General features: G+C 61.0%; 19 protein-coding genes and 2 pseudogenes. 7 read left to right on the forward strand and 14 right to left on the reverse strand.

Going from position 1 to position 18116, the window contains the following annotated elements:
* Positions 1–441 precede the first annotated feature (441 nt).
* A complete protein-coding gene (locus V1278_RS07000) occupies positions 442–687 on the reverse strand; it encodes a hypothetical protein (RefSeq protein WP_334380119.1) in 246 nt (81 codons plus the stop codon).
* 418 nt (positions 688–1105) lie between these two features.
* Between V1278_RS07000 and V1278_RS07005 the strand changes: the two genes are divergently transcribed.
* From V1278_RS07005 to V1278_RS07015, 4 genes and pseudogenes are all read left to right on the forward strand, one after another.
* Positions 1106–1597, forward strand: a complete 492-nt coding sequence (locus V1278_RS07005; RefSeq protein ID WP_334380120.1) for a peptidoglycan-binding domain-containing protein — start codon at positions 1106–1108, stop codon at positions 1595–1597.
* Positions 1598–1890: 293 nt separating this feature from the next.
* Positions 1891–1995: pseudogene (locus V1278_RS36830) on the forward strand (IS5/IS1182 family transposase); the annotation flags it as partial.
* Positions 1993–2220: a Mom family adenine methylcarbamoylation protein gene (locus V1278_RS07010; RefSeq protein ID WP_442893780.1), complete on the forward strand. Its 228-nt coding sequence runs from the start codon at positions 1993–1995 to the stop codon at positions 2218–2220. The pseudogene V1278_RS36830 and the gene V1278_RS07010, both read left to right, overlap by 3 nt.
* Complete coding sequence (locus V1278_RS07015; RefSeq protein ID WP_334380122.1) at positions 2184–2588, forward strand: Mom family adenine methylcarbamoylation protein; 405 nt, start codon at positions 2184–2186, stop codon at positions 2586–2588. Before V1278_RS07010 ends, V1278_RS07015 begins: the two co-directional genes overlap by 37 nt.
* Before the next feature lie 46 nt (positions 2589–2634).
* Here V1278_RS07015 and V1278_RS07020 read toward each other — a convergent pair whose 3' ends face one another.
* From V1278_RS07020 to V1278_RS07040, 5 genes are all read right to left on the reverse strand, one after another.
* On the reverse strand, positions 2635–3126 hold the full coding sequence (locus V1278_RS07020; RefSeq protein ID WP_334384121.1) for a DUF6647 family protein: 492 nt from the start codon (positions 3124–3126) through the stop codon (positions 2635–2637).
* A gap of 198 nt (positions 3127–3324) precedes the next feature.
* The gene (locus V1278_RS07025; RefSeq protein ID WP_334380123.1) at positions 3325–3636 is read right to left on the reverse strand and encodes a hypothetical protein; all 312 of its coding nucleotides are present in this window, start codon (positions 3634–3636) and stop codon (positions 3325–3327) included.
* 134 nt (positions 3637–3770) lie between these two features.
* Positions 3771–3992 carry a hypothetical protein gene (locus V1278_RS07030; RefSeq protein WP_334380124.1) on the reverse strand — a complete coding sequence of 74 codons (222 nt, stop codon included), beginning with the start codon at positions 3990–3992 and terminating at the stop codon, positions 3771–3773.
* A gap of 232 nt (positions 3993–4224) precedes the next feature.
* Entirely contained in the window at positions 4225–5370 is a 1146-nt protein-coding gene (locus V1278_RS07035) for a helix-turn-helix transcriptional regulator (RefSeq protein WP_334380125.1), read from the reverse strand.
* A 402-nt stretch (positions 5371–5772) separates the two neighbouring features.
* Positions 5773–7323 (reverse strand): winged helix-turn-helix domain-containing tetratricopeptide repeat protein, encoded by a 1551-nt coding sequence (locus tag V1278_RS07040; protein WP_334380126.1) that lies wholly within the window; start codon positions 7321–7323, stop codon positions 5773–5775.
* A gap of 145 nt (positions 7324–7468) precedes the next feature.
* On the opposite strand from V1278_RS07040, the gene V1278_RS07045 reads away from it, so the two are divergent.
* Together V1278_RS07045 and V1278_RS07050 are read left to right on the forward strand one after the other, a co-directional pair.
* Positions 7469–7708 carry a DUF1127 domain-containing protein gene (locus V1278_RS07045; protein WP_334380127.1) on the forward strand — a complete coding sequence of 80 codons (240 nt, stop codon included), beginning with the start codon at positions 7469–7471 and terminating at the stop codon, positions 7706–7708.
* A gap of 52 nt (positions 7709–7760) precedes the next feature.
* On the forward strand, positions 7761–8972 hold the full coding sequence (locus V1278_RS07050) for a Crp/Fnr family transcriptional regulator (protein ID WP_334380128.1): 1212 nt from the start codon (positions 7761–7763) through the stop codon (positions 8970–8972).
* A 143-nt stretch (positions 8973–9115) separates the two neighbouring features.
* Here the strand turns inward: V1278_RS07050 and V1278_RS07055 are convergent, their stop codons facing one another.
* Positions 9116–10048 (reverse strand): hypothetical protein, encoded by a 933-nt coding sequence (locus V1278_RS07055; RefSeq protein WP_334380129.1) that lies wholly within the window; start codon positions 10046–10048, stop codon positions 9116–9118.
* A gap of 279 nt (positions 10049–10327) precedes the next feature.
* On the opposite strand from V1278_RS07055, the pseudogene V1278_RS07060 reads away from it, so the two are divergent.
* Positions 10328–10524 (forward strand): annotated as a pseudogene (locus V1278_RS07060) (transposase); the annotation flags it as partial.
* A 200-nt stretch (positions 10525–10724) separates the two neighbouring features.
* Here V1278_RS07060 and V1278_RS07065 read toward each other — a convergent pair.
* The 7 genes from V1278_RS07065 to gap form a co-directional block, all read right to left on the reverse strand.
* Positions 10725–11519 (reverse strand): inositol monophosphatase family protein, encoded by a 795-nt coding sequence (locus tag V1278_RS07065; protein WP_334380130.1) that lies wholly within the window; start codon positions 11517–11519, stop codon positions 10725–10727.
* Between the two features lie 40 nt (positions 11520–11559).
* Positions 11560–12705, reverse strand: a complete 1146-nt coding sequence (locus V1278_RS07070; protein WP_334380131.1) for a tetratricopeptide repeat protein — start codon at positions 12703–12705, stop codon at positions 11560–11562.
* Between the two features lie 9 nt (positions 12706–12714).
* Complete coding sequence (locus V1278_RS07075; RefSeq protein ID WP_334380132.1) at positions 12715–13425, reverse strand: thiamine phosphate synthase; 711 nt, start codon at positions 13423–13425, stop codon at positions 12715–12717.
* A gap of 2 nt (positions 13426–13427) precedes the next feature.
* Positions 13428–14453 carry a class I fructose-bisphosphate aldolase gene (locus tag V1278_RS07080; protein ID WP_334380133.1) on the reverse strand — a complete coding sequence of 342 codons (1026 nt, stop codon included), beginning with the start codon at positions 14451–14453 and terminating at the stop codon, positions 13428–13430.
* A gap of 114 nt (positions 14454–14567) precedes the next feature.
* Entirely contained in the window at positions 14568–15635 is a 1068-nt protein-coding gene (gene fba / locus V1278_RS07085) for a class II fructose-bisphosphate aldolase (protein ID WP_057842772.1), read from the reverse strand.
* A gap of 50 nt (positions 15636–15685) precedes the next feature.
* The gene (locus V1278_RS07090) at positions 15686–16882 is read right to left on the reverse strand and encodes a phosphoglycerate kinase (protein ID WP_334380134.1); all 1197 of its coding nucleotides are present in this window, start codon (positions 16880–16882) and stop codon (positions 15686–15688) included.
* Positions 16883–17011: 129 nt separating this feature from the next.
* The gene (gene gap / locus V1278_RS07095; protein WP_334365112.1) at positions 17012–18019 is read right to left on the reverse strand and encodes a type I glyceraldehyde-3-phosphate dehydrogenase; all 1008 of its coding nucleotides are present in this window, start codon (positions 18017–18019) and stop codon (positions 17012–17014) included.
* Positions 18020–18116 lie beyond the last annotated feature (97 nt).

The following is an 18116-nucleotide window of genomic DNA, read 5'->3' on the forward strand; positions in this document are numbered from 1 at the left end:
TGTGGCGGAGCCGCTCTATGCCGACTTACGCTGGTGTTTGGCAACCAGGGCGATGTTTATGCCAAGCTTTTTCATGACTTTTTCCTCTGAAGAGACGCTGTCATGCTCCGTGACCCCGCGACGCGCAGGGCTTGGCAGGGACTTGCGGTCTCGGGCCGTCGAGAAGCCTTGGCGCAGGCGGCGGCCGATGCATCCAGTCCATGCACCCATAAATTTGCCGGGCTGATGCCGCGCCAGAGTCCGCCATGCCCCGATAGCCGACGTGCCGCTGCATAGCAGCGAAACGACGCTATGGGCCACCAGGTGACATTCTAAACGAAAGAGGCCGCCAACTGAGGCGGCCTTACTTGAACAAGGCGAATATACCGATGATTGCGGCTACCACTGCTAGCCAGATGACACCGAAGGCGAGCAGGACGACAACGCTCTGCGGTAGTGCAGCTAGTAGCGGTATCCGCCTTTGCACTTGATCTCTTCCTTATACTCGCCGCCGCGCTCCCACTTGCGTTCGATCTTACAGTTTCCTTGGCGGAATTCCTGCTTGTATTCGCGGTCATAACCATAGGCGCGGTGCCCGCGATCATGGTAGCCCCAGCGGCCTTTGCCGCTCTCGTCTTTCCATGGATCGGCAGCGGCCGGAGCCGCCAGCATTGTGAGTGCGCAGAGCGCGGCGAGTGCGTATTTCATTGCCCATCCTCCTCTGGCGTCTGATCTGGTTACGCTTAGCGCCGTGCGGTTGTTCATTGGCTGAAACCGGCGTTCATGCAGCGTTCATTCGCGCATCGATCTCGCAAAAAATGCTCGCAAAATCAAAGTGGGTCACTCAGTTAATCGGCCTTTACCGGCGGCTTGGGGCCAGAAGCTGACCTCGGCGGCGCTTGCTCTAGACGTCTCTAAGCTCCAAGGGCGATGCGCCGATCCCATACCCCCCGCGTGCAATGCGGCGTAACAATCGGCGCGAGGCTAGGGAACCGTGTGCCGCGGGCAACAGTTGCCTCTGCGACGAAGCGGAGTGGCGCCGTCGGACGTTGATAGTTCAGGACGGCGCGGTGTATCTTTACTTTCTAGACCGAACGATCGGCAGACTTGGGGGCGAAGGAAGGCCATGCGCGCCTTGATCCTGGCATTGTGCATCCTAGCGATCGTCGACAGCGCGCACTTTGCTAAGGCTGGTCTGAGCAGCACGCCTCGCGAAACGTTGGCCCCCGCCGAAACGGCAATCGCTACCGACGAAGCGACTCAGGAGACCGAGGAACAGATCGGCCTCACCAAGGCAAAGCGTCGTGGAGTGCAACGTGGGCTAACCAAGCTCGGGTTCAAGACCAAGGTCAATGGGAAGTTCGACGAATCGACTCGCGCCGTCATCGCGCGCTGGCAGGAGGAGCACGGCTACCCTACCACTGGCTTTCTCAACGCCGCCCAGCACAGGGTACTAACGGAAGCCGCGGCAGAGGCTGGCAAATCCGGCCGTCAAGACCGTCGTCGCGCTGGGAGCCGTACTCGCCATTCGCGTGGTGTCGGCGGTCCAATCGGCGCGATCGGCGGCGCGGTGCACGGCGTTGTGGGGGGTGTGGTGGGCGGACTATTCCGCAGGTGACTCGTCCAGCCTCAAGATAGTTGGAAATACGTCCTGAGCAGCCTAGCACTTTGTAGGACGGCTGTGACGATCGAATCGCCTAGGGCGAACTCAGGGCATGCGCGTGGCCAGGGGCCGGAGCGTGATGTCGGAGATGGGTCATTCTCGACCGGGTCGGGCCAGCAGCAGGTCCGGCCATATCCGCTATGCCCCGAAAACGGAAGTGATTTCAGAGCATTGGCGGCTCCGCAACGGGCTGTTGCAGGTTGAATGTACCGCCGTGAACGTGATTCAAGCTCCCGAACCGGGAGCCTCGAATTCACGCTGTCGTGGACGCCAATGGCCTGCCTGTGCAACTCGTCCTCACCCCGCCCCGGGCTCACGACAACCGGCTCTGCGTGGAGCTATTGAGCGCCATGGGACAAGCTAAGGACATCCGCGTCGTGCCGATCGCGAAGAAGGACGCGGACGCGCTGATCATTCGGCTGCACTACAGCCACAAGACCGTCAACAATGCCTTCCTCGCGCTCGGCGTCTTTTTGAACGGCCGGCTTGAAGGGGACGATACGTTCGGCCCGTCGATGGACAAGTCGAACATCCTCGGCTCGTGCGCGATACCGCATGGAACGGCTTTCTCGAATTGAACCGGCTGGCGTTCTCGGAGGCGCTGCCGCGCAACAGCGAAAACCGCGCGCTCTCGATCACGCTGCGGATGATTCGCAAGCATTATCCGCACATCGAGTGGGTGATTTCGTTCGCCGATGGATGTCAGTGCGGTGACGGGACGATCTATCGGGCGGCGGGCCTCGTGCTGACCGGGATCAAGTTGAACAAAAGCTTGCTGCGACTGCCGGGTGGCTCGGTCGCGCACAAGATGACGCAAGTCACCGAAAAGATCCGCGCAAAGCATTTTGGGAAAACCGGCTGTTCATGGACCGGCCAAGGCGACCCGCTCGACGGCTATCAAATGCGGTACATCTATTTTCTCAATCCAGATGCGCGCGCGGCTTAACTGCAAGGAACTCCCGTATCGGGAGATCGATTGGCCCATGCGGCGCCTATGATCCGTCACGGCATACGCTAACCATGTAGATGCCCAGCTCATTGGTTTTGATGAGCTCGTACGGATCGGTCACCCCTTCTTCCCGCAGCCATTTGATCTGCAATTCGTATGCTTGGCGTTCGTAAGCAGCAATACAGGGGAGGACGATGTTGTTTGACCTCTGCACGTGGTGCACCAGTTCATGCACCAGAGTGCTTTTCTGTCGCAGATCATCGGGTCGCCAGCCCTGAGGCAGGTAAATTGAGCCCTCGTTGCGATTGTAGAGCGCCTGCAACTCCAGCCCGCTATTTTCCGGCGAGCCATGTCGCATTGCCATTTCCGCCGGTGTCACGAAGTGGATCGGCGGATGATGATCGGGAGCCGACAAGCCGGTCTGGGCAACGATCCATGCGATGTAGATTGCGATCAGGCTATCCAAGGAAACGACCTCCTGCAGCGAGACCGCAGCGCGGCCTGCTGGTGACGAGCATTTCCCGAGTTTCGGAATCCTGGCTAGATTGGCGCGGAGCGGATAGCTCGGAAGGCGCGATCAAGTGTTCGTATTGACGCAGGATTCTACCCGCCTGAAGGCGCCGTGAGCTGTGCAGCGCCGACGTGATAAAAGCGAAGAAGCTTCGCCTTTCCTTTTCGACGTGAAACGAAGCGAGAGGCGGCACTACGGCTGAAGGGTGCGAAGTGTTTTTCATTATTGGGACACCACGGTAGTGTCAGCACAATATCTGGAACCAATGGCCTCGACGGCTGACCGCGCGATGGCGGCAGTTGCAGGGGCATAATCCAGGATTGGCAGGCGCTTCAGCGTGATCGGTTGCCAGAAAAAGCGGCACGCTTCAGCATGCGCTTCAAGCACGTCGATGCCGATATCGCGTAGAAAATCAGATCCGTCCCTGATATCGGCGCGCAGCTTTGACCGGAAGCAGGCGCGCTCCCACCATGTCAAAGGCAGCCGCGCAATGGCATGGTTGGCGTGACCAAGTCTATTTCTGTAAAGTTGCAAGAAAACCTCCTGAGGCAGTTTGGTCCGCGATGATTTTTTTGAAAAGAAGGCGCTTAGACATTCACCGCTCAATATCGATTGCCGCGCCGGGTGTGAGTATTAAGAAGAAAGGCAACACCCGCGTCTCGGAGGCGCTAGATCGTGCGATCAATCGCCACTGGAAATACGAACGTCATGTCGTAGAAATTCTCCACCGGAAGATCTTTGATCTTTCGATGTATCTCGGGGACGTCGATGCTCGCGCTTTTGGTGGAGCGTACGTCCGCCGCAGCCATCGGCACGGAAAAGAAGGTGAGCTTCACCCCGACCCCGACCAAGATAAGTGTGGCGACGGCGACAACGGGATGTGCGCGCATGACGGTTCCTTCGGTTGCACGTGCCTAGGATTGGCGATGCTTGATTTACGCAATCGACCGCCGCCGCCGCATCATCGGAACCAATGAGGCTGGTACTGCTGTTGTGTGCTGCCTTTCGATCGTACTGCCCGGGCCCATCGGCCCCAGCCCAGATCGCAATTGCGCCGGTCCCGTCGCCCATAGGACGCGGTGCCGATTAAGAGACAGGCCGCCTCAGGAATTAATGAACCGGCTACTGTGGGGCCCGAACCTGAGGCGCCGAGTTCTGCAACAGGCGCAGGAGGTCGGCCTGCCGGGGCGTGTTGGTCTTCGAGAAGATGTGTTGCAGGTGGCTGCGCACGGTCGGCTCACTGATGCCGAGCATGTCGGCCGCTTCCTTGCCGCCTAGCCCTTGGGCAAGCGCCAGCAGCACACGCAGTTCGCCGCCGGTCAGCTTATAAAGTCTGGCAAAGGCCTCGCCCGGCATGAGTGGCGACTGAACAGGATCCTGCGTGAACACAGCGACCGACGCCCCAAACGGCGCGACAACGCCGCGGCGCTCACCGCGATCGACCGGAAGGAGGGTTGCAACATAGCCAGCGCCGTCCATCCCCGGGATCGCCAGGGAATGATCGCTGATATCCTTCTCGAAGTTGTCGCGCGACGCCTCATCAATGGCTTTTGACAACGCCGCGCGCGCCGCGGGATCGGCGGCAAAAATCCGGTTGTTCACGATGCGAATGGAGTGGCCGGTTCTGACTTGGCGCTCGGCAGCGGCGTTCATGTAGACCACGCGGCCATCCCGTGCGGTGAGGAAAACACCTGCGACGAGCACATCAAGTGTCTTTTCCAGCATTTCCGACCTCAGCGCCCTGATATCGAGTGCATCTGAGATGGTGAGTGCGCGGCAGACATGCGGTGAAAGGAGCTTGAACAGGCTGATCTCCAGCTGTTGGTAATGCGGAACCTTCTCGCTCCTGGAGGCGTGCATGGAGGCCATGCGGCCTCCAGTCCTCAACGCCGGAAACCAGATCATATCCAGTAGTCCGAACGGCTTTAGTACTTCTCTATAGAACCGGCTTTCGAACAACTCGGGCCCCTCCCTAGAGAGGGCGCTGACATGGCCGATATTGGAGACGATATCCGCTGCTGCCATTGGGCTTTGTGCATACTGGCTTCCCAGCTTTTCCAGGAATTCCGGCTGGTATCCGAACACGAACAACTGATCATTTTGCACGTGCCGCATATCATGGACGCATATTCCGCCCCCTGTGCTTTCACACAGCGCGGCAATCTTCCGGCAAGTGTCTGGCCACTGATGCGGATCGAGCGCGCAATCATAGATCGCGCCGATCATGTCAGATAACGCCTGGGCGGAGACTCCGTCCAAATCGATCATGTTGAACTCGTCCTACCCGTGCTGGAATCGATCGTGCGCCGAGGGGTAGAACGATTGCGCATAGCCAAATCCGGTTTAAAATTCATTTGGTTCCTATAATCGAACCACCGTTTCAGGTAAGGGAACCCTGGTCAATCGTATTTATTTGCTCTTAGCGGGGGTCGCCTCATTCAGACTCCATCCGCGTATTGCTTATAGGCGTCCGCATCAGGGACCAAACGGCGTCAAAACCAACGTCGCTGTTGGGTCAATCGCGTTGGCTTGACCCTCCGCCGGTGACTTCCACACTTCCCCTACTTCGGACATGTCGCTGCACCGCACTAACTGACGCGATGGGCCACAACTGGACTCGTGCGCCGCAGAAGAGTGCCGCTATTCAATCACCTCGTGGACATTGGAGAACTACTCGGGCAACCCCGCTTTGCGAAAACCCTCAATCATCAGCTTCGCATTTGTTGATATCCGGCTCCGAGCGATCCACGCCGATATTGTGAAAGCGGGGTCGATCTCAACCGCACGAGCCGCCGCCTCACGGGCCTCAGCGTCGCGTCCGAGATGGGCGAAAGCGGACGCGAGGCAGCGGTACGGTCCTGGATAGCCAGGGTTCTGCCGCAGGGCTTTCTTCCCTGCAACGATGGCCTCGTCAAAGCGACGAAGCTCAATAAAGGCAAATCCCATCCCGGTAAACGCTGTGTATAGTTGCGGGTCTACTGGGCTCATGCGCATGGCACGTTCAAAGCTCCGGATCGCTTCCTCTGGCTGCCCCGCAATCTTATAGACCCAGCCTCTGCAGTGCCACGCGCGATATGAATTTGGGTTGAGCTTAACCGCCCGGTCGGACATCTCGATCTCAGTCTCACAATCGCCGACCAGAAGTGCCGAGATCAAGGCAGCACTTGCCAACGTGTCTGGATCACCATCGTCGAGGCTCAATGCCAAGCGCATGAGCCGAACGGCTTCCTTGCGTTCGAATTGAAGATCGATGGCGTAGTTCCTAACCACGTTTTCCGCGTGACAGGCGCCTGCCAGAGCGGCAGCACCAGCAAGCCCAGGGTCAAGCTCCAAGGCACGCTGGACCAGTCGGAGTGCCTCGGCCAACCCTTCGCGAGTCAATGGGACGGCTTGCTGTATAGCCCGGAGCAAAAGATCATACGCGGTGAGGTCTTCCGGTCGCCGCCGCGTCGCCATTGCAATTTCTGTTTGAAACAACTTTGGCTGAATAGCTGAGACAACGGCGACCGTGATGTCGTCCTGCAGCGCGAAAATTTCTGTCATGTCACGCTCGAACTTGTCCGCCCAAATGTGTGCGCCCGTAGCCGCTTCAATCAACTGGCCCGTGATGCGAACTTTCCCCGACGCCTTGCGCACCGCCCCCTGAAGGACATAGCGCACGCCAAGCCTGCGCCCGACTTCCTTGATGTCGACGGCTTTGCCCTTGAAGGTGAAACTCGAATTTCGAGCGATCACGAACAACCATTTGAACCGCGAAAGCGCGGTAGTGATCTCCTCAACCATCCCGTCCGCAAAGTACTCCTGCTCGGGATCGCCAGACATGTTCGCGAACGGCAGCACGGCGATGGAGGGCCTGTCGGGAACAAGAGCGCTCTCGGGCGCATCGCCCGGATTTGGGCCCGCAACTTCTCGCGCCTCCCGCACCTGTCCGACGAAGCGGAAGCCCTTGCGCGGTAGTGTTTTGATGAAGCGCTGTTCCTCGCCGGAATCGCCGATTGCACCCCGGGCGGCATTCAGGCGGGTTGTCAGCGCCGCGTCAGAGACGCTGCGCCCATTCCAAATGGCTTTGATGAGGTCGTCCTTGCTGACAACCTGCTCCCTGTTGCGGATCAGGTAAGCGAGCAGGTCAAAAACCTGCGGTGTGATCGACACCGCATCGGTCCCCCGATGCAGCTCGCGCCGGTCGGTGTCGAATGCGCATTCCTCGAAAAGATAGCGCAAGCTGCCATTCCTTCTCGGTGGCGCCTCTGTACTAGCGCATGAAGAGTAAGCCGCCGGTAAGAGAAATGTAAGCCACCAGTTAAGCCCGCCCGCGCATCTTGCGGCAACTTCTGCCTAGTGAACAGTCCAGACAGGACACATGCTAATGAGCACGATCCGCGAGACCACTGAGCTGGGGCCGGTAACCGCAAGGCGGCAGGCGTACAGTCCTCTCGAAACATATTGGAATGCATTTCAGGAGTGGCGCAAACGCCGGAGATTACTGGCCAACTTGTGCGACTTAAGTGACAGGGAGCTTATGGATATCGGTATTACGCGCGGCGAAATCGACTACGTCGCCTCGCACCGAGATTGCGATCCGCGAGGCATCCTATCCGGTAAATGAATGTCGATATCTGGCAGCGGTGGACGGTCGGAATGGTCACTACCGAGGCGTCGTGGCGCAGACGCTGACTTCCGATATGGGTCAAACTCAGAAGTCTGAGTGCGCAACTGGGAAGCCCGCTTTGCCCTCAACAACGGGCATCGTCAGCCAAACCCTGTCAGGTCCGAAAAGTGCCAGACTCGGAAGTTCCCGATTTTTGCGACACTATTGCCCTGCACTTGCGAAAGCCGCCTGGGAGCCGGCGTTACCTCTCTTCAGCTCAGGGCAGATGCAACGGCAAAGCGAACTAGAGAGCGGGCAATTGCCGAATTCACCGCCCGAGGTAAAATCGATCGATTGCACCGAGACCGCTGGTAATCTTACTCAAACGGTCGTTATCCGACTTCAATTATCAGTATCCGGGATATCCGACGAATACCGACGGCTTTGCGCGGAGGATGATCCGATGGAGTCCAGCAGTGCAGATTCTTCGACGATACTAGACCGCATTCTTGATGCGGCGGCGGACAATCTCAGGATCGCAAAGATTCTGGTTCAGATGGGTCTCGATCCCAACAACATCACCTACGACGCACTATTCAACCGGCTGCTGGAAATTGTGCTGGCCAACATCACGCTTGCCAATATGTTCGCCCTGGTTGGCGCCATCTTTCTTGTCGCTACCTTGCTGATGCATACAATGGTGCCGCTGCGCGTCGCGAACATAGCCGGCTGCACATTCTTCGTCGCCTTTGGCGCGCTCTCCGGAAACGTCGGAACTTTTATCCTGTATCTGCTGTTGCTGCCGATCAATGCAATTCGCCTCCGCCAGATGCTCAATCTGATCAAGAGGGCACGCATCGCGACGGAGGGCGATACCTCATTGGAATGGCTCAAACCGTTCATGACCGAGCGCAAATATCGCAGCGGCGATAAATTGTTCAAGAAAGATGATGCGGCCACCGAGATGTTCCTGACGGTCACTGGAAAGTTCCTGGTCACGGAGATCAGCGTCGAAATTCCGCCGGGACGTCTCATGGGCGAACTTGGCTTCCTTACTCCCAATAAACGGCGAACCGCGACCGTCGAATGCATAGAAGACGGACAAGTCCTGACCATAACTTATGAAAGGCTGCTCGAAATCTACTTTCAAAATCCGCAATTCGGCTATTACTTTCTCGTCCTGACCAGCCAGCGCCTGCTGGAAAACATCTCGCGGCTCGAAGGAATTATCGCACAAGAGAAAGCCGCGCGGCAGACTCTAGCCACGGATGACATAGCTTAACCTTTGGCTCTTGATGTCCCGCACTTTTGGTAACAGGACATCCCGACGCAGTGCGGGTTTCGCGAGGCAACAATTTCCGGTTCGGGTCATTCGCGTCGATTCCGCGATGGCCACGCGGAGTCCGGTTCAGCCCAATGATCATCTCAGCGTTCGTCGCTTGCTCCTGAGGCTTGCCGTTCCTTCGCTTCGTAGTATTCGGCAGAGAACTGAATTGACCATCTCGAGAAGAACGAACGCAATTTCTGAGTGGGCCTTTCGACGCCGAAATGTTCGGCGACATGCGCGTTGCCCAGCCACCTTACCGCCGATGCGAGGCCGGCGGTGCGCTCGAGCCTTTCAACCGCCGCGACGCCGGCGGTATCTGCCTGCCGATAGCGAAAACCGACCTTTTTGATCACATACAGGCGCTTGATGGTTTCATAGCTCTTGAATACGCGCTGAACGAACGGATGTTTCTTGGCCTGTGGCCAGGCGGCCGGGTACACCGGCAGCACCAAAAGCTTGCTCTTGGCGATGACCGTTGCCAGCGGATGCAAGAGTTGCATCCAAGCCGGCCAGGACGTGACCTTGGCAAACAATATCGCGTGCATTGCCGTTGCAGCCCCGAAAGAGATCGGGAGCCAAAGTACCGCACCCAGGATCACGAGCAATGCGGTGTTCGGAGTGAGATGTCGGCATTTTCGGAACACCCATGCCATGCCGCTTTCAAAGGCAATGTACACAGCATGTTCGAACGCCCGATAGCTGATTTTCCGCCGGAGCCACCACCAGTTCCGGCGGATCGATAGACTCCACTGTCGACGTTTCGTCTCGGAAAGGGGAAGGAAGCGCAACGCGCCGCTTATGATAGTAACGATGACATTGCCAAGAACCCTGGCCGCGAAGAGCGGAAGCCAAACAATCTGCATTGCTAAAGGGAAGGCGTAGTCGAGCAGCCGCATCAAGATCGAAAGAATGAAACGCAGGATTTTGTTTGCAGCGAGCGCGACAAAAACAAGTGGGATGATTATCACATCGTCGAGGGCACCGCGGAAGCGGCCTTCCTCGGTCCATGCCAGGTTATGATCATGGGTCACGGTGCAACGGCTCCGGGCCGAAGACAGGGGATCGTGCCGGCTCAAAGTAGCACACTGTAAGGGCCAGGGGATGGCCTCAGCTACCGTTCGTTGAGCGACTCCCGATGTCCGCAACGGGTCAATCGCTACGTGGGCGACCCAGCGGCAAGTCCGGCCATGTCGGCTGTGCCTCCGAAAGCGGGAGTAAATTCAGAGCATTGGCGGTTTCGCTAGGGACCGGTGCGGATTGATGGCGCTACCTTGGACGTCATTCAAGCTTCGAAACCGAAGCCTCGAATCATGCGCTACGAATTCAGCGAACATGAGTGGACCGCCATTAAGCCGACGTTGCCGAACAAGCCGCGCGGCGTTCGGCGAGTAGATGGCCGCCGCGTGCTCGATGGCATCGTTGGGTTCTGCGTTCAGGTGCGCCATGGCGCGACATGCCCGCGACCTATGGCCCCCGCACGACTTGTTATAATCGCTACCATCGGTGGATGATGGTCTTGTCTCGCTGATTTGCCCGACGTGTCAAATGTCTACTTCGGCACTCGACGAGTGCCGGCTACTGTGCATGGGGTTGTTTTCAATATTTTGGCTGGGAGCGCCGAGGCTCCTCCGTGTGCTTCCACCGCCTCCGGAAGGCTGCATCACCCGATCGCGGATGAAGCGACGCGCGTGGCTTGGAACCGTCGCCCTATTTTCCCAGCGGCCCGAGTATCTTCACCAGTTCGCCGTGCACGAACTCGTTGCCGCAGACCACGTGCCCGGTCTTCAGCGCGTCGTCATTACCCTCGATCCCCGAGATCGTGCCGCCTGCTTCCCGCACCATGATCTGCCCCGCTGCGATATCCCACGGCGACAGGTTGCGTTCCCAGTAGCCGTCGAGGCGGCCGGCGGCGACAAAGGCGAGGTCGAGGGAAGCTGCGCCGAAGCGGCGGAAGCCGGCGACCTTGTTTTGCAGCGCGGCCATTTCCTTCAGCGCCAGCGCATGGTCGCCGCGGCCGATATGCGGCAGGCCGCAGGCGACCACGCATTCGTTGAGCTGGCGGCGGCCGGCGACCCGCAGCCGCTGGTCGTTGAGGAACGCGCCCTTGCCACGCTCCGCGATGTACAACTCGTCATTGGCCGGGTTGTAGATCACGCCGGCAATGACGGTGTCTTCGCGCCGCAGGCCGATCGAGATCGCGAACTGCGGAATGCCGTGCAGGAAGTTGGTGGTGCCGTCGAGCGGATCGACGATCCAGGTGTGGGTCTTGTCGGCGCCCTCGCGCGTGCCGCCTTCCTCGCCGATGAAGCCGTAGCCGGGCCGTGCCTTGGCGAGGTCCTCGTACAGCATTTCCTCGGCGCGCTTGTCGGCCTTGGTGACGAAGTTCGCCGGCCCCTTCAGCGACACCTGCAGATGCTCGATCTCGCCGAGGTCGCGCTTGAGGCTGCGGCCGGCGCGACGCGCGGCTTTCACCATGACGTTGATAAGGGCTGAATACAGCATGATGCGAGCGCTTATAGTGAGAGGGAACGGCGCAATGCCGTCAGGGTTTAGGGACTGGGTGCCCTGCTGATATGCCGCCGTCAAGGCGTGATTTGTCGGCGGTACCGGTCCATTTCCGCGCCGCCGCCTCTACCTTGGCGCGATCCTCGGGATTGAGCTCCGAGAGCCTCTCATCCAGTTCGGGATCGCCCTTGCCGGCGGTCTTGGCGACAAGGTGCCACTTCAGGCCTTCGATCTTGTCCATCTGCACCCCCAAGCCGCTCACGAGCACGCGGGCGAGGCGGTTCTGCGCGATCGGCGAGTTCTGCCGCGCTGCCTTCCGCAACAGCGCGACCGCCGCAACCTGGTTCCTCGGCGTGCCGGTGCCGTTGAACAGCGCGATCGCGTACTCGACCTCGGCGTCGACATTGTCGGCCAGCGATGCCGCCTGCAGCAGCCGCACCGCCTTGTCGATGTCCTTCGGCACGCCGGTGCCCTCCTTGTAGAAGGTAGCTAACGCGTATTGTGCTTCCGGACTGCCTGCGTCGGCTGCAACGCGCAGCAGTTCGGCAGCGCGCCGGACATCCTGCGGCAGCGTGTTGCCGTCGAGGTAGAGCAGCGCCAGATTGTAGGCCGCCTTCGGGTTGCCGAGCTTGGCCGCGGAGGCCAGGAGCTTGACGGCCTGCTCCCGATTGGTAGACCCGCCTCGGCCGGACAGCCGCATCATAGCGAGCGCGAACATGCCCTCGCGGTCGCCGGCATCGGCCGCACGCTGGTACCAATCAGCGGCCTTCGCATAGTCTCGCTTGATGCCGAGCCCGTTGGCGTAGAGCTCGCCCAGCATCGTCATCGCCTTTGGGTCGCCGTTATATTGCGCGCGCGTCGTCGCGAGATCGAACGCCGTCTTGTACATGCCGCGCTGGTAGGCGCCGTAGACGAGATCGACGTTGGGATCCTCGAAGGCCGCCGTGGGCGAGGGGGCGGGCGTGGGCGTTGCCGCCGGTTTGGGTGCTGCCGCCGGCTTCGGCGGCGCGGCGGGCTGCTTCGCCGCAGGCGGAGCTTTTGGCTTGGGCGGCGCTTCCTTTTTCGCCGGCGGCGGGCCGGCGGGCGGCTGCGCGGCAGGCGGCGTCGGCGAGACCTGCGCGGAAGCGCCTGCCATCGTCATCAAGAGGCCCGCAAGCAGCGATATGGGACGCAGGAGTTTCATTGTCCGGCGTTATCCGCGCCCGGCCTTATCCGTGCCGGACTTATCGGTACCAGCTCTGGCTTTTCCGAACGCCGCTTCGTAGGCTTGCGCGATTGCCTGCGCGGCGTCGATCAGCGCCGCCTTGGCGCCGCGCGGGTCGGCCCAGATGAAATCGCCCACCAGCACGAAATCGGCGCCGGCAGCCGCAAATTCGAAAAGCTCCTCGCGCGAGGCGGCAAAGCCGACGCAGGGCGGCTCGAACAGTTCATCCCACCATTGCAGGCGTTCCGCAATCGCTTCAGTCGATGGCCGCTGGCCCTTGGCATCGGGCTCGCCGAACAGCACGTAGTCGGCGCCCGCTTCGCCCGCGGCCATCGAATCGTGCCGCGTGGCAAGGCCGCCGATGCCGGCGATGCGGTCCGGCTTCAGCGACGGCCAGGCATCTTCCAGCGCGGCGAGGCCGGTCAGATGCGCACCGTCGGCGCCGGCACGCGCCACCAACTCGACATGGCCGTCGAGCAACAGCGCCGCGCCGCCATTCTGGATCGCGGGCGCGAGTGCTTTCACGCGCGCGATCATCGTGCGCTGGTCGGTCTGCTTCAGCCGCAGCAGCACCGCCGCGACGTCGGCCGCGGCCAACAGCTCCGGAAGCTGGTTTGCGAGCTGCGATGGATCGTCCACCTCGGGCGTCGCGAGATAGAGGCGCGGCGCCGGGCGCGGCGGAACGGGTTTGTTGGACAAGTCTAGGCGACCTTCTTTTCCTGGCCGGTGTCCCACTCGCCCTTGCTCGCCAGCGCGTTCATCCGCGCACGGTGTGTGAACGCGCGCTGGCCTGCGGCGACGTTCTCGGCCTTACCCGACCACGCCTTCTGCGGCGCCGCCTGCAGCGCCCGGCCATAGGAGAAGGTCAGCCGCCAGGGCAGGCCGCCGATCCGGTTCATGGCATTCAGATGCGCGGTCGCTTCCTCATCGGATTGTCCGCCAGAGAGGAAGGCGATGCCGGGCACGGCCGCGGGAACGCACGCCTTCAGGAGACGGACGGTTTTCTCCGCAACTTCCTCGACGGAAGCCTGCTTTCCGCACTTCTTGCCTGAAATGGCCATGTTGGGTTTCAGCACCATGCCCTCGAGCTCGACACGCTGGACCCGCAATTCCTGGAATGTCTTGTTCAGTACACGCTGGGTCACGTCGTAGCAGCGGTCGATATCGTGATCGCCGTCCATCAGCACTTCCGGTTCGACGATCGGCACGATCTGCGCCGCCTGGCACAGCGCGGCGTAGCGCGCCAGCGCATGCGCGTTGACGTGGATCGCCGTCTGTGTGGGGATGCCGCTGCCGATATCGATCACCGCACGCCACTTGGCGAAGCGCGCGCCGCGCTCGTAATATTTTTTCAGGCGCTCGGCGAGCTTGTCGAGGCCGACGGTCACCAGTTCGCCCGGACATTGCGGCAGTGCTTGCGTTCCTTCATCGACCTTGATGCCGGGGATGGCGCCGGACTGCTCGATCAGCTTGACCAGCGGCGTGCCGTCCTTGGCGTTCTGCCAGATGGTTTCGTCGTAGAGGATGACGCCCGAGACGTACTTGCTCATCGCCTCGGTGGAGCGGAACAGCATTTCACGGTAGTCGCGGCGGTTCTCCTCCGTGGATTCGACCTTGATGGCGTCAAAACGCTTCTTGATCGTGCCCGAGGATTCGTCGGCGGCGAGAATGCCCTTGCCTGGGGTGACCATGGCGAGGGCAACCTTGTTGAGGTCAGCAAGATTCATGGGAACGTTCTCCGAAAACATCATGCCCTTGCGCACCAAAATAGGCGGTTCTCGGGCAATTGCCTAGAAAACGTTCGTCGCACCCCGGGTGTTTGCAAGGCGCGGGGCGCCGGCTCAGGCGACCCGCGGGTCCAGTTCACCCTTGCCGTACCGCTTGGCCATTTCGGCCGTCGTCAGCACCTTCTTGATCTTGCTGGCCTGGCCTGCGGTATTGAATTCCTGCAGCCGCTGCTTGCACAGCTTGGCCATCGCTTCCATCGCGGGCTTGAGATATTTGCGCGGGTCGAACTCTTCCGGATTGTCCTTGAAGACTTTGCGGATCTGCCCGGTCATCGCCATCCGGTTGTCGGTATCGATGTTGATCTTGCGCACGCCGTTCTTGATGCCGCGCTGAATCTCCGAAACCGGCACACCCCAGGTCGGCTTCATCTTGCCGCCATTGGCATTGATGATTTCCTGCAGGTCCTGCGGCACCGAGGAAGAGCCGTGCATCACCAGGTGCGTGTTCGGCAGCTTGCGATGGATTTCCTCGATCACGTTCATGGCGAGGATGTCGCCGTCCGGCTTGCGGGTGAACTTGTAGGCGCCGTGCGACGTGCCCATCGCGATCGCCAGCGCGTCGACCTTGGTCTCCTTGACGAACTTCACGGCTTCGTCGGGGTTGGTGAGCAACTGGTCGTGCGAGAGCTTGCCCTCGGCGCCATGGCCGTCCTCCTTGTCGCCCATGCCGGTCTCCAGCGAGCCGAGCACGCCGAGCTCGCCTTCCACCGAGATGCCGCCGAGATGGGCCATGTCGGTGACCGTCTTGGTCACGCCGACATTGTAGTCCCAATCCCCGGGGGTCTTGCCGTCGGCCTTGAGCGAGCCGTCCATCATGACCGAGGTGAAGCCGGCCTGGATCGCGGTCATGCAGGTCGCGGGCTCGTTACCGTGGTCGAGATGCACGCAGACCGGGATCTGCGGATAGATTTCGGTGACCGCGTCCATCATGTGCCTCAGCATCACGTCATTGGCATAGGAGCGCGCGCCGCGCGAGGCCTGGATGATGACGGGCGCGTCGACCGAGGAGGCAGCCTCCATGATGGCGAGCGCCTGCTCCATGTTGTTGATGTTGAACGCCGGCACCCCGTAATCGTGCTCTGCCGCATGATCGAGCAGTTGACGCAAGGTAATGCGAGCCATTCAAATTCTCCTGTATTTGCCGCGCCTTCGGCGCTTCATTGAGTCCTGGTCTAACGCAGTTTGAGAACTTCGACGCCAGGAAGCGGTTTGCCTTCCATCCATTCGAGAAACGCGCCGCCGGCCGTCGAGACGTAGGAAAAATCATCGGCCGCGCCGGCCTGATTCAGCGCCGCGACCGTGTCGCCGCCGCCGGCGACCGAGATCAGTTTCTTCGCCTTGGTGCGCTCCGCTGCGTGCTTGGCCGCAACCACCGTGCCGCGGTCGAACGGTGTCATTTCGAACGCGCCGAGCGGGCCGTTCCAGACCAGCGTCGCGGCGTCGTCGATCGCGGCGTGAATCCGGGCGATCGATTGCGGCCCGACGTCGAGGATCATGCCGTCGGCCGGGATGGCGTCGAGACCATAGGCGTGCGAGGGCGAGTTGGCGGCGAAGTGATAGGCGACCACGGCATCGACGGGGAGGATGATGGCGCAGTTCGCAGCGGTGGCTTTTTCCAGGATACGCAGCGCGGTTGCGGCGAGGTCTTTTTCCGCCAGCGACTTGCCGACGCCGACGCCCTGCGCGTGCAGGAAGGTGTTGGCCATGCCGCCGCCGATCACCAGCGCATCGACTTTGGTCACGAGATTTTCGAGCAGATCGATTTTGGTCGAGACTTTTGCGCCGCCAATGATCGCGATAACCGGCTTGGTCGGCGCTTCCAGTGCTTTGCCCAGCGCGTCGAGTTCGGCCTGCATGGTGCGGCCGGCGTAGGCGGGCAGCTTGTGGCCAAGACCTTCGGTCGTAGCGTGCGCGCGGTGCGCCGCCGAAAAGGCGTCGTTGACCCAGATGTCGCCGAGCTTTGCCAGTTCGGCTACGAACGCGGGATCGTTTTTCTCTTCCTCTTTATGGAAACGGGTGTTTTCCAGGCAGAGGATATCGCCGTCCTTCATGGCGCCGACGGCCTTGGCGGCAGCCTCGCCGATGCAGTCGTCGGCAAACGCAACCGGCTTCTTGATGACGTAGCTGAGCGCTGCCGCGACGGGTTTCAGCGAATCCTTGGCGTCGCGCCCCTTCGGGCGGCCGAAATGGGCGAGCAGGATCACCTTGCCGCCCTTGTCGGAAATTTCGGTGATGGTCGGCGCGACGCGCTCGAGCCTGGTCGCGTCGGTGACGCGGCCGTTCTCCATTGGCACGTTGAGGTCGACGCGCAGCAGCACGCGCTTGCCCTTCACGTCGACGTCATCGAGGGTGCGGAATGTTTTCGGCATTTGCGCTCTCTTGTCCCGGGCGCACTGCGGCGCCAAGCGCCGCTGTGCAGAACCGGGACCTCTACGCTGGAGTGGGTCCCGGCTCTGCGTCGCGTCACTTCGTGCCGCGCCGCGTCCGGGACACGAGACTTACAGCAGCTTCCCCATCGCCACGGCGGTGTCCGCCATGCGGTTGGAGAAACCCCATTCATTGTCGTACCAGGACATCACGCGCACCAGCGTGCCGTTCTGCACCTTGGTCTGGTCCTCGTGCAACGTCGACGAGTGGGGATCGTGGTTGAAGTCGATCGAGACATTCGGCGCGGTGGTGTAGCCAAGGATGCCCTTGAGCTGCTGCTCGGAGGCGCGCTTCATCGCCGCGTTGATTTCCTTGGCATCGGTTGCGCGTTTGGCGACGATCTTGAGATCGACCACCGAGACGTTCGGGGTCGGCACGCGGATCGCGACGCCGTCGAGCTTGCCCTTCAGTTCGGGGAGCACGAGGCCGATCGCCTTCGCCGCACCGGTCGAGGTCGGGATCATCGACATCGCCGCCGCACGGCCGCGATAGAGATCCTTGTGCAGGGTGTCGAGCGTCGGCTGGTCGCCGGTGTAAGCGTGGATCGTGGTCATGAAGCCGGTCTCGATGCCGACGGTGTCGTTCAAGACCTTGGCGAGCGGCGCCAGGCAGTTGGTGGTGCAGGAGCCGTTGGAGACGACCAGGTGATCCTTGGTCAGCGTGTCATGGTTGACGCCGTAGACGATGGTGGCGTCGGCGTTGTCGGCGGGCGCCGAGACCAGCACGCGCTTGGCGCCGGCGGTCAGGTGTGCGGAGGCCTTGTCCTTGGCCGTGAAGATGCCGGTGCATTCCAGCGCAATGTCGACGCCGAGCGCCTTCCACGGCAGCTTCGACGGGTCGCGCTCGGCGGAAACCTTGATCTTGCCGTTGCCGAGGCTGATCGAGTCGCCGTCGACGGTCACGGTGCCGGGGAAACGGCCATGCACGGAATCGAAACGCAGCAGGTGGGCGTTGGTCTCGACCGGGCCGAGATCGTTGATGCCGACCACTTCGATATCCTTGCGGCCGGATTCTGCGATGGCGCGCAAGATATTGCGGCCGATGCGGCCAAATCCGTTGATCCCGATGCGGACTGCCATGCTGGTTTCTCCTCTGATAGCCGGTGCCCGCCCCGCGAAGACGTTCCACGGAGGTGCTGACGGCGGAACGCCCGGTTCGGCCGGGCGGGAACGGTCA

Origin of the sequence: Bradyrhizobium sp. AZCC 1577 (assembly GCF_036924575.1) — a bacterium.
Lineage (GTDB): Bacteria > Pseudomonadota > Alphaproteobacteria > Rhizobiales > Xanthobacteraceae > Bradyrhizobium.